The 14659-nt window shown below is 41.5% G+C and carries 12 protein-coding genes; 11 read left to right on the top strand and 1 reads right to left on the bottom strand.

Annotated elements, in window-relative coordinates:
- The first annotated feature begins 662 nt into the window (after positions 1-662).
- The 8 genes from Q1A86_RS11270 to Q1A86_RS11235 all read left to right on the top strand — a co-directional run bounded on the left by Q1A86_RS11270 (position 663) and on the right by Q1A86_RS11235 (position 10853).
- Positions 663-3374, top strand: coding sequence for a TonB-dependent receptor (locus Q1A86_RS11270; protein WP_299806550.1), 2712 nt, complete (start codon positions 663-665; stop codon positions 3372-3374).
- Between the two features lie 119 nt (positions 3375-3493).
- Positions 3494-5284: a putative 2OG-Fe(II) oxygenase gene (locus tag Q1A86_RS11265; protein WP_299806548.1), complete on the top strand. Its 1791-nt coding sequence runs from the start codon at positions 3494-3496 to the stop codon at positions 5282-5284.
- 617 nt (positions 5285-5901) lie between these two features.
- Entirely contained in the window at positions 5902-6684 is a 783-nt protein-coding gene (locus Q1A86_RS11260) for a DUF3450 domain-containing protein (protein WP_299806546.1), read from the top strand.
- Positions 6684-8039: a MotA/TolQ/ExbB proton channel family protein gene (locus Q1A86_RS11255; protein ID WP_299806544.1), complete on the top strand. Its 1356-nt coding sequence runs from the start codon at positions 6684-6686 to the stop codon at positions 8037-8039. Before Q1A86_RS11260 ends, Q1A86_RS11255 begins: the two co-directional genes overlap by 1 nt.
- A complete protein-coding gene (locus Q1A86_RS11250; protein ID WP_299806542.1) occupies positions 8039-8563 on the top strand; it encodes a MotA/TolQ/ExbB proton channel family protein in 525 nt (174 codons plus the stop codon). Before Q1A86_RS11255 ends, Q1A86_RS11250 begins: the two co-directional genes overlap by 1 nt.
- A gap of 13 nt (positions 8564-8576) precedes the next feature.
- Positions 8577-8981: a biopolymer transporter ExbD gene (locus Q1A86_RS11245; protein WP_028768254.1), complete on the top strand. Its 405-nt coding sequence runs from the start codon at positions 8577-8579 to the stop codon at positions 8979-8981.
- A 1-nt stretch (position 8982) separates the two neighbouring features.
- Positions 8983-9603 carry an energy transducer TonB gene (locus Q1A86_RS11240; protein ID WP_299806540.1) on the top strand — a complete coding sequence of 207 codons (621 nt, stop codon included), beginning with the start codon at positions 8983-8985 and terminating at the stop codon, positions 9601-9603.
- A 2-nt stretch (positions 9604-9605) separates the two neighbouring features.
- Complete coding sequence (locus tag Q1A86_RS11235) at positions 9606-10853, top strand: tetratricopeptide repeat protein (RefSeq protein WP_299806538.1); 1248 nt, start codon at positions 9606-9608, stop codon at positions 10851-10853.
- Between the two features lie 94 nt (positions 10854-10947).
- On the opposite strand, the gene Q1A86_RS11230 is transcribed toward Q1A86_RS11235, so the two are convergent.
- Positions 10948-11454, bottom strand: coding sequence for a diguanylate cyclase (locus Q1A86_RS11230; protein ID WP_299806536.1), 507 nt, complete (start codon positions 11452-11454; stop codon positions 10948-10950).
- Between the two features lie 340 nt (positions 11455-11794).
- Here Q1A86_RS11230 and Q1A86_RS11225 point away from each other — a divergent pair, with 340 nt between their 5' ends.
- The 3 genes from Q1A86_RS11225 to Q1A86_RS11215 all read left to right on the top strand — a co-directional run bounded on the left by Q1A86_RS11225 (position 11795) and on the right by Q1A86_RS11215 (position 14586).
- The gene (locus Q1A86_RS11225) at positions 11795-13627 is read left to right on the top strand and encodes a DUF885 family protein (protein ID WP_299806534.1); all 1833 of its coding nucleotides are present in this window, start codon (positions 11795-11797) and stop codon (positions 13625-13627) included.
- A gap of 112 nt (positions 13628-13739) precedes the next feature.
- The gene (locus Q1A86_RS11220) at positions 13740-14018 is read left to right on the top strand and encodes a peptidylprolyl isomerase (RefSeq protein WP_299806533.1); all 279 of its coding nucleotides are present in this window, start codon (positions 13740-13742) and stop codon (positions 14016-14018) included.
- Between the two features lie 34 nt (positions 14019-14052).
- Positions 14053-14586: a GNAT family N-acetyltransferase gene (locus Q1A86_RS11215; protein WP_299806531.1), complete on the top strand. Its 534-nt coding sequence runs from the start codon at positions 14053-14055 to the stop codon at positions 14584-14586.
- Positions 14587-14659 lie beyond the last annotated feature (73 nt).

Below are 14659 nucleotides of genomic sequence, written 5' to 3'. Positions count from 1 at the left end.
AACAGATAATTCATGATTCTGTTTGAAAAGTGCTCATTTAACTTGTTTTCAATATTTTTTTTCGCTCAACACCTTTTTGCTTTTAATGAATGCTTATGTTGTTTAAAATCAACGGCTTACTTAATAGTTATCCGTTTTGTTCAGACATGGTTAGCTGGAAATAATAGTTTACACCTCCAACCCTCCTACCTAATATTTAAACATATTCCGAACAAAAATAGCCTCTACAACTAGTTAACCATTCAATTTTTCTGGTTAATACTTTTGTTTTGTTCTCATCTGTTGCGATCAAAATAAATCAAGTTGTAGAGCTTTAGCTTTAATCCTTTTGCGACTCACCTTTTAAATAACACATTGTTTTTTCGGGAATTTGATTTCCCTGTATTTGTCTATTAGTCAATGGTGGTATGAAGCTAGACATGAACATTTATTTCTAAAATCCATAGAGCAAGTTAGCCAGCAGCACTTGCAGCAAATTCAAGCAATACCTGCCTAAATGAGGTCATTCCCCATCTAGTTGTAACATTACGCGCTTCACGCGTTTCAAATGTTGTAAATATGTTTCCAGTGTGTTTTTATTTGTGTGCAAATGCGCAAATGTGCAACTTTTTATTAATAAGCGTGTTGCTAAAAAAATAAAAGAGAGTCCAGGGAGATTTACAATGTATAAGAATAACTTTCTAACAAACTCAGTGCGCCTAGCACTTGTTAGTGGTGCAATGACAGCTGCATTTACCGCTCCTGCTGCTTACGCTGCAGAAGAAGATTCAGTTGAACGTATTGAAGTTACTGGTTCACGTATTAAGAGAACTGACCTTGAAACCGCTAGTCCAATTTCAGTTTTCTCAGCAGCCGATATCGCCGCAACAGGTGTCACTACAATGGAGGATTTCGTACAGACTATTCCTGCTATTAACGGTGGTGCTGAAGGTTCTTCAGTTAACAATGGTAGCCGTGGTTTCGCAACTGCATCGCTTCGTGGTTTAGGTTCTGGTCGTACGCTTATTCTAATTAACGGACGCCGTTTCGCTTCTGGCGATTTGAACTCAATTCCAACTGCTTATGTTGAACGTGTGGAAGTTTTACGTGATGGCGCATCGACAATTTATGGTTCAGATGCTATTGCGGGTGTGATTAACTTTATTACTAAGCAAGATTTCCAAGGTGTTCAATTCCAAGCGCAATATGATACGACAAGTGAAGGTGATGGTGAAAAGTCACTGTTATCTATGACAACTGGGGCATCAACCGACCGCAGTAACGTTGTACTATCTCTTCAGTATACAGACCGTAAGAAAATTCTTCAGGGTGATCGTGATTTCTCTGAATGCCCGATATTTGAGCGAGATGGCGAGAAAGTATGTGGTGGTTCTGGTACCATCCCATATGGTCAATTCTTCAATGATAACTACAGCGGTCATGTAAAAGATCCTGTGACTGGTGAAGTTCGTCCTTTTGACCAAGCAATTGACGGCTTTAACTATGCAACAACTAGTTACATGGTAACTCCTCAAGAAGTATTTAGTATTAATGGCTCGGGTCATTTCGATATTTCAGATACTTTAACTGCCTTCATGGAAGGTGGTTTCACAAACCGTAAATCAGATCAGCTTATGGCACCAGAGGGGACTTTCTGGGGACCAACTATGCCAGCAACTAACCCTTACAACCCTGTAGGGGAAGATATTTTCGTAGTTCGTCGTTTACGTGAAACTGCTGGTCGTGCATTTACACAGGATTTTTCTGATTACAGAATGGTTGCGGGTCTAGAAGGCGTTGTATTCGATGACTTTGACTGGGATGTTTCTTATAATTTCGCTCGATACGTTGATGCGCGTTTAGATGAAGGTCGTGTAAACCCTGACCGTGTAGATACGTTACTTGATCCAGCGCTATGTGATGCTGATTCTGACTGTCCAGGAATTTGGAATATTACTGAAGCGGGTACGCTCACAGAAGATATGATCAACTACGCATTCGTTCCGAACTCTCCAATCGTTCGTGGTGAGACTCGTCAACTACAAGCAAACATTTCTGGTGGCCTATTTGGACTAGAACTTCCTGGCGGCGAGGTTATGTTTGGTGCTGGTTATGAGAAGCGTTGGGAAGAATACTCAAGCACTCCGGATGGCGCAGCTTCAATTGGCCAGATCTATAGTGTGGCAGGTGAAGCTACCGAAGGTGAATACTCAGTAGATGAACTTTATGCAGAAATGGATTTCCCTATTCTATCAGGTGTAGCTTTTGCTGAGTCTCTACGCTTTACGGCTGCAGTTCGCTACTCTGATTTTGATTTCTTAGACGATAGCTCCACAAACACTAAGTTTGGTCTAGAATGGGCTCCAATCGAAGGTTTACTACTTCGTTCTACGTTAGCTACTGGTTTCCGTGCACCAAGCGTGTCAGAACTATTTTCGCCACAATCTGAAACGAACTTAGCTTATAACGATCCATGTGAAGGATATGGAAGCGGAAGCCAAAGTGCGACAGTTAAAGCTAACTGTGCAGCTGAAGGTCTGCCAGGAGACTTCGAACTATCTTCTAACCAGTCAAGTACCATTGTTGGTGGTAGTCCGGATCTTAAGCCTGAAGAGTCTGATAGTTTGACCGTTGGTATGGTTTATAGCCATGACAGTGGATTCAGTATCGGTATTGATTACTTCGATATCGAAATCACTAATGGTATTGGTACGGCAGGTACTGATAATGTCGTATCAGGTTGTTGGGAAAGTGCAAACTTCTCTAGCCCACTATGTGACTTTGTTGAAGGTCCAGGACGTACCGGTGATGCTCCTCACGCAACATCTCCATACCGTACCGCATTAGGTCCCGTTGCTGGCGTTGTTCTTACAAATGCTAACTTATCAACGTTCCAAACAAGCGGTGTTGATTTCGATATCTCTTATAATACAGAAATTGGTTCTGGTGATTTCGGTGCAGTACTTAATGGTACCTACCTAGATAAGTATAACTACACACCATTTGATGGGGCTGAACAAGTTGAAACAGCAGGTAAAGTTGCTGCGGATCAGTGGGAAACGACACTTGCGGTATTCTCTCAGTGGCGTACCAACTTGACTCTAAACTATGCAATGGACGATTGGAGCGTAACTTGGCAGACTCGTTATCAGTCTGAAGGTGAAGATTACTTCGCAAGTGAAGATAACCTAGATAATATTGCAGATGCAATTTTCTATCATGATATCCAAGCTACTTACTTCGTTCTTGATAATACTTCATTAACTATGGGTATTAAGAACTTGTTTGATGAAGAAGCGCCTTATATTACTAACAACCAAGATATGAACACTATTCCTGTGTCGTACGATACTGCTGGTCAGTATTGGTATGCGAGAGTTAATGTAACTTTCTAAATTGTTAGTCGTTCGAGATAAAAAGGCCAGGCATATGCTGGCCTTTTTTATGACACTGTCTGTCCGTCTTGAGGTGGGTTTAAATTTGAACCGTGAAATGTAACTACCGAGTACTTAATATGGATCGAACTCGTGCTAATCAAAATCTACATACAGGTATAGGCTTGTATAAAAAAGGGCTCCACCAAGAATCACTTTCTTTATTACTTCCAATTCATAGCATTGCGTCAAGAGAGCCTAATTCCTTGCTATTTATAGCTCAGAACTACAGGCAACTGAAACAGATACAAAAGAGTACGATCTTTTTTGATAAATTGATCAGCGCACATAAGCATCCTGGCTATTTTTGTACCTACGCAAACATGCTTATAGATGAACAGTTATATTCAAAGGCAAAAAAGCTACTCAATGAATCTATAGATATTGACCCTAATTACTTTGATTCTCATTATAACTTAGGAAGAGCAAAACAGATTACAGGCTCTTACGAAGAGGCTAGGGACTCTTATTTAAAAGCATTTAGACTTAACCCGTCACATGCAGATGCTTGTTTAGGCTATGGACAGTGTTTAGTACAAATGAATAATAGAGAACTGGCTATATCCATTTACCAAGATTTTTTAGTCAACTTCCCGAATACTGCTAAAGTGCTCTACTCTCTAGCGTCTTTGTATGAAGAAGATAATAAAGAAGCTGCTGAAGTTGCTCTTTTAAAATGTATCGAATTATCACCTGATAATCGAGATTACTCATTTGAATATGCGAAAGTATTACAAGGGCTTGGTAAAATAAATAACGCTGTGAGCGTACTGATTACTATGCTAGAGAAAACTCCTTTCGATCACCATGTTCATGATGTACTTTTTAACCTTCTTTGGTTAAACGGTATGAGTGAACCATTTAGATATTATTTGCTAGCCTGTGAGTCTGACCCTGCAAATAGTTTAGTCATCGAGTTAGTTAAGAAACTTATAAAAAATGATGAATTACAATTGGGACTTAGGAAGATAGAGGTCTTTCTTTGTAGTAGTCCTAGCTATACAGAGGCGCTAATGATTAAAGGGCACCTAGAACGAGAGCTTGGAGATTTTCAAGCCTCATTAAAAACCTTAAAGAGCATTCATCTACAAGACCAGACTCTTGCTCCAGCTTTATATGAAGAAGCTGTAACTTACTTGTGCCTTAATCAGTTTTCAGACGCTGTAAGAGTCTCAAAGCTCTTGCTTGAGTTATATCCTAATAATCAAGGCGGAAGAGCATTACTTGCGACAAGCCTAAAGTTAAACGGTAATGTAAAAGAATACGGGCAACTGTATAATTATCAGAGCTTGATAAAATTTATACCTTTATCTTCTATCATTGATAGTAATTTTAATCAGAAACTAAAAATGGAACTAGACATATTACATAAGACGAAAAATCACCCCATAGATCAATCGTTAAGAAAAGGTACCCAAACTCAAGGGCAGCTTTTTAATATGAATATAAAGTTAGTTGAAGAGCTAAGAGAGGAGATAGCTATTGAGGTCAAAACCTTTCTGAACGGACTATCTTCTAAAGATAAGGGCGTATACTTACAAAATATATCAGAGAGTTTTTCCTTTGCTGGATCATGGTCTGTTTTGCTGAGGCAAGGTGGGCACCATCAAAATCATTTCCATAGTGAAGGCACATTTAGCGCTTGTTACTATGTAGAAGTTCCTGATGTTGTAAATCGAAATGGACAGGGGTGGTTGAATTTAGGTCAGCCTGAATTAAGCCGGTGGTTGAATTTAGAGCCTGACTTTTGCGTTAAACCTGAACCTGGCTGTCTGATTATTTTTCCTTCCTATATGTGGCATGGTACTAATCCGTTGATTGAGGAAAGTGAACGAACGACGATAGCTTTTGATATTAAAGCTAGAGCATAGTCATCGGATGACATCATAATTTTCAAGGGTTGCAAAGTCTTAAAACATCATTAAAGTTAAAATTGACTGTCGAGTAGCTTACTTCTATCAATTAATCTTTGGTTGTTCTTTGATGCTGAGGATCTGATTTTATAGTTCATTTTTGATTCTCGGGTTTGGGTAATGATTGCTCTGGATGTTCGTGTGTCGATGTAGTTGAAATCGTTTTAATATCGAGCCCAATTGTTAACACCTTGTTAACTGGTGTGCTGTTGGCTTATCTGTTGGTAACGTTATAAATAACAAGCTTTTAATTGTTTTACTTGGGGTTGCATCGCGCTAGTTTTTTAATATTTCAATTACACATTTGTCCAAAAAACAGCCTTCGGTTGCTTTTTCATCCTTTAGACTCCTTTTTCACAAGTTTTGGGCTTGCTCAAATGTTGACACAGGTCAACATTTTGTGAAATGATGCCAGCGGGTCTACATCCTCGAAGATGTAGAAAAGGGAAGATAATAATTAACAATCACAATAGAAAGACAGGCTTAGGCAATAGGGAACTAAAGCAAAATAAGCGCATGCACCCTGTTGTCGATAAGTTAAAGCTTTTTTAATCACTTCAAATTGGTTGGGAACTATGTCCAAGGTAAGCAATAAAACAAAAATCGCTACAGCGCTCATTGGCGCACTAGCCTTAGCAGGCAGCAACTTAGTGATTGCCGATCCTCTTTCTGACGCTCAGAAAGCTGACGCTAAAATTCACGCTGAAGCTGCAACGTCTCAGAAAAAAGTTGATAAGTATTTTGACCAGGCTCAGGACATGTTGTTCGAGTACGGTTCAGTTGCTGATGAACGTGAATCACTAAAATCTTATAACGATTACGTAGCAGGTCTGGTTGCAGACCAAGAAGCTACCATGAAATCTATTCAAGGTGACATCAACGGCGTTGATGCATTACGTCAAGGCGTAGTGCCATTGATGTTCAAGATGGTTGATGCTCTAGAGCAATTTGTCGCTCTTGATCTTCCATTTAACACTGAAACACGTGTTGAGCGTGTTAACAACCTTAAAAACCTTCTAAATAGTGCAGAAGTAACGCTTGCTGAAAAGTATCGTCTAATTCTAGATGCTTATTCTATTGAGCGTGAATACGGCAGCTTCGTTGCAGTTAAAACGGGTCAGCTAGAGCTTGACGGTAAAGAAGTACTTGTAGACTTCTTTAACCTAGGTCGTGTTGCACTATATGCACAAAGCTTAGACGGTAAGTCTGCTTGGATGTATAACGATGAAACTAAAGGCTGGGATCCGCTAGATGATAGCTACCTACGCGAACTAACTAAAGGTATCCGTATCGCTCGTAAACAGGGCGCACCGGATCTATTCTCGTTACCAATTCCTGCTGCGGAGGCTGCACAATAATGAAGAAGTTTATCACTACAGCAATCGTTGCTGCGAGCCTGTCATTATCGGCCGGTATTGCTAGCGCTGCAGATGCACCAAAAACAATCGACCAACTACTTAACCAAGTAAAAGTTGATCGTGCTAATGCATCTAAGACAAACGCAAAGCGTGAGCAAGAGTTTAAAAATGAACGTGGCGATAAAGCTGCATTGCTAAAGCGCGAAAAGAATGCTTTAGCAGCAGAGCGTCAACGCGGAAAAGACTTAAACCAAGCGTTTTTGGATAACGAGCGTAAAATCGGTCAGTTAGAAGAAGACTTAAAAACTGCTCAAGGTGACTTGGGAGAGATGTTTGGTGTTGTTAAAGGTGATGCGGGCGATTTCGCTGGCAAACTAGCAAGCTCAAACATTTCGGCACAGTATCCTGGTCGTGATGTATTTATTGCAGACCTTGGTGCACGTAAGCAACTTCCAAAAATTGATGAGCTAGAGCGTTTCTGGGAAGAAGCACTGTTTGAAATGGCTGAGTCTGGAAAAGTTGTTAAGTTTGAAGGTTCAGTTACGGGTATCGATGGTAGCGTGAATAACACAACCATTACTCGTGTTGGTCCATTTAACTTATTAGCTGATGGCAAGTATGTTGTTTACAACGCAGAGCTTGGCCTAGTACAGGAACTTTCACAGCAGCCTGACGGTTACCAAACAAAGCCTATCGCTGCGTTTGAAGCTGCAACATCTGGTGTATCAAAGCTTTATATCGATCCTATCAGAGGTACGCTGCTTAATATCTTCACTGGTAAAGCAACCATTGAAGAGCGTATCGAAGCGGGTGGTACAATCGGTTATATCATTATCGGTCTACTTGTTCTTGGTGCATTAATCTCAATCGAGCGTCTAGTCACTCTAGGTGTTGTCGGTGCTAAGGTTAAGGCTCAGCGTAAGAATATCGAGAATCCAGGTAACAACGCACTTGGCCGTGTACTTAAAGCTTACCAAGACAACAAAGATGTAGACGTTGAAACCCTAGAGCTGAAACTTGATGAAGCAATTCTGAAAGAAACTCCAGCACTAGAGACGCGTATCTCTATCATCAAGGTTCTAGCGGCTATCGCACCTATGATGGGTCTACTTGGTACTGTAACTGGTATGATTGCAACCTTCCAAAGCATCCAGCTATTCGGTACTGGTGATCCTAAGCTAATGGCTGGTGGTATTTCTATGGCACTGATGACAACGGTTCAAGGTCTAGTTGCTGCTCTACCACTAATGCTTATGCATGCAGTTGTTATTGCACGTAGCAAGTCAATCGTACAAGTGCTTGAAGAGCAAAGTGCAGGTATTGTTGCTTCACACGCTGAGAAGAGGAAAGCCTAATGTTATTCCTGATGGATATCTGGGATTCCGTCAGGGGCTTCATGGCCTCCGGAGGCGACGTCCTCTGGTTAGTGGCTGGTGTATTGTTTGTTATGTGGGTATTGATGCTTGAACGCTACTGGTATCTAAATTGGGTATCACCAAAAGAGCACAAAGCAATCATAAGCGCATGGGAAGCACGAGAGGATTCAACCTCTTGGTATGCACACCGCATCCGTGAAGCTTGGGTATCCCAAGCGAAGCAAGATTTAACGGCACGTATGCTGATTATTAAAACCTTAGTAGCAATCTGTCCTATGATAGGCCTACTAGGTACCGTAACCGGTATGATTTCAGTATTCGATGTGATGGCAGTTCATGGAACGAGTAATGCTCGTATGATGGCAGCTGGTATTTCAATGGCGACCATGCCGACAATGGCGGGAATGGTTGCAGCATTATCAGGCGTATTCTTTAGTACGCGTCTTGATGCAAAAATGAAAATCAGTTTAGCGAAGCTAAAAGACAGCATGCCGCACCACTAGAGAGAGATTGAACATGGCACGTAGAAAGCATTCAAGCGTAGAAGAAGAAGCTGAGATTGATATGACCCCGATGCTCGACATCGTGTTCATTATGCTTATCTTCTTTATTGTAACAACATCGTTTGTAAAGCCATCAGGCCTTGACTATAACAAGCCTGAAGCGTCACAAGCGACGAAGAAGCCTTCAGCTAACATCTTTATTGGTGTGAGCAAGACCGGCATCATTATGATGGAAAACCGTCAAGTTGATATCGAACGTGTAACTGCAAACGTAGAACGTATGCTTGCAGAAGCACCAGAGGCTGCAGTATTGATTCAAGCAGACCAAGAAGCTAAACACGGTTTAGTGGTTAAGGTTCTTGATAACGTTAAAGCTGCGGGTATCGATAAGATATCTGTATCGGCGGGGAACGAATAATATGCTGAGAGGAATAGTATCACTGATAATTGGTGCTGCTGTGACTTTTGCTTTGTTTGTCTTCATGGCATTTTTGGTAGGTGGCGGTCCAACCCGCCACGATTCCTCGACAGAAACACCTGTCATTGAAATCACCATGAACAAAGATGATGCATCAGCGCAGAAAAAGCCAAGGGTTAAGCCTAAACCGCCTACACCCCCAGAGCAGCCGCCAAAGCCGGATACTACGCCACCAGATAGTTCATCTGACATTGATACAAATATGTCATTTAACATGGGTGGAGTTGAAGCCGGTGGTGCAAACACTGGATTTAAGCTAGGCAACATGATGACACGAGATGGTGATGCTACACCTATCGTTCGAATTGAGCCTCAGTATCCAATTAAAGCGGCACGTGATGGTAAAGAAGGTTGGGTACAGCTTAGCTTTACGATTAACGAGTTAGGTGGTGTTGAAGACGTTAAAGTCATCAAAGCTGAACCTAAACGTTTATTTGACAAAGAAGCTCGTCGCGCACTTAAAAAGTGGAAGTACAAGCCAAAGATTGTTGATGGCAAAGCCCTTAAACAACCTGGCATGACAGTTCAACTTGATTTCACACTAGACAAAGGAGGCAGATAATTATGGCTAAAATCAATACAATTGCTGCCGCTCTAATACTTTGTTTAGGTGGAAGTGTAGCGGTAGCTCCAGCTGCCTATGCTGCAGAGAAGTGCCCGATTGAAAAGCGTAAATCGAAAGCCGTTGGTCAGAGCGCTTCTAAAAAAGTGCAAAAGTCTTTTGAAGCATATACCGAAGGTAATGTTGATGAAGCAATTGCGATTCTCTTAGAGGCTAATGCCAAGAACGATTTCGATAAAGCTTATATCGCCCGTATGTTAGGTAACTTCTATGCGGAAAAAGGGCAGATGGGTACGGCTATTAAGTACCTTAAGTCTGCAGTTGATGCGGATGTCCTCGGCGGTGTTGACCACGCTCAAACTCTACGACTCTACGCTGATCTCCTGATTGGAGATAAGAAGTTTAAAGAGTCTATTCCAATGTATTACAAGTGGATGGAGTTTACTTGTAAAGAAGATGCACAAGTCTATAAACGTATAGCGATTGCACATTCTGAGCAAAAAGAGTGGGATAAAGTACTTGCTGTAGCTGATAAGGGCCTAGCCATATCAGAAAAGCCTGATAAGACGTTATATCAGGTAAAGCTGACAGCGTACTACAACCAGAAGAAATACAAAGACTCAGTAAAAGTCTTGGAAATAATGGTGCCATTATTTCCAGATGATAAGCGTCTTTGGGTTCAGTTAGCTCAGTTCTATCTTTTGACCGGTGATAATAGTAAGTCGCTTGCGACATACGACTTAGCTTATAAGAATGGTTTTTTAGAGACTGCGGGGAATATTACTCGATTGTCACAGCTTCTTGCGGCAGATGGCTCGCCGTATTACGCTGCAAAAATCATGACTAAGCATATGAAATCGGGCTTAATCAAAGAAGACGAGAAAACGCTGACTTCACTCGCTGGTTTTTACCAAAATGCTAAGGAGATGAAACAAGCTGCTCAGACATATGGTAAAGCTGCCGAGATAAACAACAGTGGTAAATTGTACCTTAGACAAGGACGTATTTTAGCGTTAGATGGACAGCATAAGTCTGCCATTACAGCACTGAAAAAGTCTCTTGATGCTGGTGTTAAAAACCCTGGTGAAGCTCAGTTTGAACTAGCATTGGCTTATCTGAATCTTAAGCAATATAAGAGTGCATATAAGTATGCAAAACTTGCTGCTAACGATAAGAAGACAGAGCGCTCAGCTAAGAGTTATATCGGTTATATTAAAGAAAAGGCTCGCGTACATAACGTTGCCCTTTAATTTAGTCAGCCGTAAAGAAAAGCCCCTTTATTGGGGCTTTTTTATTTTTGAATTTAGTGAATGATACTTTATCACCGTAGACTCCCTACAAGTTTTAGAGGTGGATCAATCTATGTTCAACTGTTTGTGGCAAACGCATCTGCTCTGTGTGTTGTTCCACTGTCTCAAATAGTGTTTCTAGGTAAAGATCTTTATTTGGTCTACAAACACACCCCCCCAGTTCATACTCTATTTCGCTGTGTTGCTGCTTCTTAAGGTTATGATTAAAGTCACCGATAGTTTGCTCTAATCTATCTATGACCACATGAGCGCCACAGTCATCGACTTCAAATATTCCCAATGCGAATGCCTGATTATCGAGTCTTGCAAGTAGATCAGTGGATCGCAATAGGGCTTGTTGTACCTGCTTCATGAATAATTCTAACAATTGTGGTTGAGAAATAGTTTCATGAATGTGTGGGCATAGATACAATAAGGCCAGACTCTGATGGTCGCGCATATGGCGATGCCATTCACGATTAAAGACTTCCATAAAATAGGTTTGGTTATATACGCCTGTTTGAGGATCCCTAAAGCCAGAGTTGCTGAATGAATAGATCATTAAAGGCTCCTTATATACCCAAGCTACCTCAAGGTGCTCGTTTCAGAGCTCCCGTAGGATAGCTGGGCAAGGCCGTGATTGAGGATAATGGTTATTCCCTTACCGATATCACTAACGCAGTGCAGGTATTCTACGGGAACTCCCGTAGGGCACGGCGAGAAGCAACATTTTTCTGTGTTATGAAATATTGAATTAGAATAACTAGTCCTACAATTTCATGCCTTGAACTCTGTCACTTCTCGACATGCTGAATCCTGCATCGTGAAGTTGTTTGGGTATTTGTCTCTGGTTTAAGTATAGAAAAGATATAAGACTAACAATAAAGAAAAGGAATAATAAAATGAGGAAGGCGGTTCTTGCGTTGTCTATTGGCGCAATTTTAGGGTTAGCGGGATGTGGTGAAAATGATGCCAAGCAAACACAGTCAAAAGACCAAACGACCCAAGTAGCACCTAATCAGTCTGGTCAAGAGCAGTCTGCTGAGCAGGCTTACCTGTTGTTAGTGGATAATTACTTCAAAGATTTACTGAAGCTTGAACCTATCTACGCCACTTTTGTTGGTGTCAATGACTATAACGACCAATTTGGTGATGGCTTATCCCATGCTTATCTAACTGAGCGTCACCAACTTAACACTCAATATTTAAAAGAAGTAAAAAAAATCGATCGCGCTCAGCTATCAAGCGAATTACAGCTAAGCTATGACATGTTTAATTATGATCGTAACGTCGCCTTGGCTGATGAGACATTTCCTAATCACTTTATGCCTATGAACCAGTTTTATAGCACTGTTATCAGCATGGTCCAGCTAGGCAGCGGTGAAAGTGCTCAGCCGTTTAATACTGTAGAAGACTACCGCAATTGGGAAAAACGTTTACAGGGATTTATAGAGTGGCTTAAGCTCGCTCAAGTCCGAATGAACGAAGGCATCGAGAACAAGGTCGTGTTGCCGCGTGTCCTTGTTGAGCGGATCATTCCTCAACTGAGTGCTCAGCTTGTTGATAACGTCAACGATAGCTTATTCTATACCCCGATCACCTTAATGCCAGAGTCATTTTCAGATGCTGACAAGCAGGCCATCACAGCAGAGTACACCAAGTTAATTGGTGAGCAGCTACTACCTGAGCTGACTTCATTACGTGATTACTTTCAGAAGACTTATATTAAGTCATCTCGTGCGACAGACGGTTGGTGGGGACTACCAAACGGTAAAGTTTGGTACCAGCACTTGGCTAACTCGCATACGACAACGACTATGCCTGTAGATGAAATCCATAAGATTGGTTTAGACGAGGTCGCGCGAATTTTATCTGAAATGGATAAAGTGCGAGTACAAGTTGGTTTTGAAGGTGATTTGAACGCATTTTTTGCATCGTTATCTTCTGAGCCGCAGTACTTCTTTACTGAACGTCAAGGCTTGATAGATGGTTATATGGAGCTAAAAGATCAAATCAATCTTCTGATGCCTGAGTACTTCAACGTCATGCCTAAAGCGGATTATGTGGTAAAGCCTGTTGAAAGCTTTAGAGAGCAATCGGCAGCGGGGGCATCTTATGACGCTCCAGCTGTGGATGGCTCGCGTCCTGGTGTGTTCTATATCAACACCTATAACCTCAAGGCACAGCCTAAATGGGGCATGACCACCTTATCATTGCATGAAGCCGCACCAGGGCATCATTTCCAGATTGCTATTAAGCAAGAACTCACCGGGGTACCTGAGTTCCAGCGTTTTGGTGGCTATACAGCTTTTGAAGAAGGTTGGGCGCTGTACGCTGAATACTTAGGAATTGAGATGGGACTCTTTAACGACCCATATCAATACTTTGGTAAGCTTTCAGATGAAATGTTACGCGCCATGCGCTTAGTCGTGGATACAGGCCTTCATGCTAAAGGCTGGACTCGTGAGCAGGCGATTCAATATATGAAAGATAACTCGCCAATGGCTGAGTCTGACATTATTGCAGAAGTTGAGCGTTATATGGCAATTCCTGGTCAGGCGTTAAGCTATAAAGTCGGCCAATTGCAGATCTTGGCACTGCGAGCAAAGGCGGAGCAGGAGCTTGGCGATAAGTTTGACTTAAAAGCTTATCATGACCAAATCCTTACTTCAGGTTCGCTGCCGATGGAAGTGATGGAACTAAAAGTGAACGATTGGATTGCTTCGCAAAAGTAAGTTAACCAATCTGTAATAACCCAGCTGGGATGTACCTTAAATTTTGGTATATACTGGCTGGGTTTTATTTTGCCTAAAATTGGCAATATCATTTAATTTATGGAGTTAAACCATGGTACAAGCAACTGCAAGACACCTACTAGTAGATACTGAAGCACAGTGTCTAGAACTTAAGCAACAGATCATCGATGGTGCTGATTTTGGTGATGTAGCAAAAGCAAACTCTTCTTGCCCATCTTCGGCTCAAGGTGGTGACCTTGGTTCTTTTGGTCCTGGCATGATGGTAAAAGAGTTTGATGAAGTGGTTTTCAGTGCACCATTGAACGAAGTTCAAGGTCCAGTTAAGACGCAATTCGGTTACCACCTTCTAGAAGTAACAAGCAGAGGCTAATCTGTTTTTATTTCTAGCGTAAGAGGTAATAAACATGCTCGAACTGTATACCGAAAGGCTGAGGTTAAGAACAGTTACTCCAAGTGATTGGGATAACTTTTTATTTACTCATTCAGATGAAAAACTGAATGAGTTTGTGCGTAAACCCCAAGCAGAGTCAGAGATACGACAAAAGTTCGAGCGTGTTTTAGAAAATCGACAATTTTGTGAAGGCGAGTGGTTACTCACTATTATTGAGGATGCCCATACACAGGATTTTTTCGGTTTTATCGGCTTACAAAATAGCGATGCCGAAATGGGGCAAATGCAAGTTGGCTATATGATCCACCCAAGCGCTCATGGGCGAGGTTACGCCAGTGAAAGCCTGCAAGCCATCATCGATTGGGCTTGTTTATCTTATAAGCCACATAAATTTATCGCCTACTGCATTGAGCAAAATATTGCTTCAACCAAAGTACTGGAAAAGTGTGGTTTCAAGCGTGAAGGCCTATTACGAGAGAATTGTAAGATTGGCGAGCAATGGTTTGATGATTGCGTTTATGGACTCTTAGCAGCAGAAAGAGTCTAGCGACACTCGAAAGCATGCATAGGTAGCTCAATTGAGTGCTATAATGCCGACAGTTTTAGTTATTTAAGGCGAA

The sequence above is a fragment of the uncultured Shewanella sp. genome, from assembly GCF_947497935.1.
Classification (GTDB): Bacteria; Pseudomonadota; Gammaproteobacteria; order Enterobacterales; family Shewanellaceae; genus Shewanella.
The sequence above is the reverse complement of the archived record's forward strand: the minus strand, read 5'-3'. Positions and strand labels throughout refer to the sequence as shown.

Bases quoted from the DNA above. Each gene is read 5' to 3' on its own strand.
- Q1A86_RS11225 (WP_299806534.1), top strand. From the start codon at position 11,795: ATGAGGAAGGCGGTTCTTGCGTTGTCTATTGGCGCAATTTTAGGGTTA.
- Q1A86_RS11255 (WP_299806544.1), top strand. From the start codon at position 6,684: ATGAAGAAGTTTATCACTACAGCAATCGTTGCTGCGAGCCTGTCATTA.
- Q1A86_RS11240 (WP_299806540.1), top strand. From the start codon at position 8,983: ATGCTGAGAGGAATAGTATCACTGATAATTGGTGCTGCTGTGACTTTT.
- Q1A86_RS11235 (WP_299806538.1), top strand. From the start codon at position 9,606: ATGGCTAAAATCAATACAATTGCTGCCGCTCTAATACTTTGTTTAGGT.
- Q1A86_RS11270 (WP_299806550.1), top strand. From the start codon at position 663: ATGTATAAGAATAACTTTCTAACAAACTCAGTGCGCCTAGCACTTGTT.
- Q1A86_RS11220 (WP_299806533.1), top strand. From the start codon at position 13,740: ATGGTACAAGCAACTGCAAGACACCTACTAGTAGATACTGAAGCACAG.
- Q1A86_RS11250 (WP_299806542.1), top strand. From the start codon at position 8,039: ATGTTATTCCTGATGGATATCTGGGATTCCGTCAGGGGCTTCATGGCC.
- Q1A86_RS11245 (WP_028768254.1), top strand. From the start codon at position 8,577: ATGGCACGTAGAAAGCATTCAAGCGTAGAAGAAGAAGCTGAGATTGAT.
- Q1A86_RS11230 (WP_299806536.1), bottom strand. From the start codon at position 11,454: ATGATCTATTCATTCAGCAACTCTGGCTTTAGGGATCCTCAAACAGGC.
- Q1A86_RS11260 (WP_299806546.1), top strand. From the start codon at position 5,902: ATGTCCAAGGTAAGCAATAAAACAAAAATCGCTACAGCGCTCATTGGC.
- Q1A86_RS11215 (WP_299806531.1), top strand. From the start codon at position 14,053: ATGCTCGAACTGTATACCGAAAGGCTGAGGTTAAGAACAGTTACTCCA.
- Q1A86_RS11265 (WP_299806548.1), top strand. From the start codon at position 3,494: ATGGATCGAACTCGTGCTAATCAAAATCTACATACAGGTATAGGCTTG.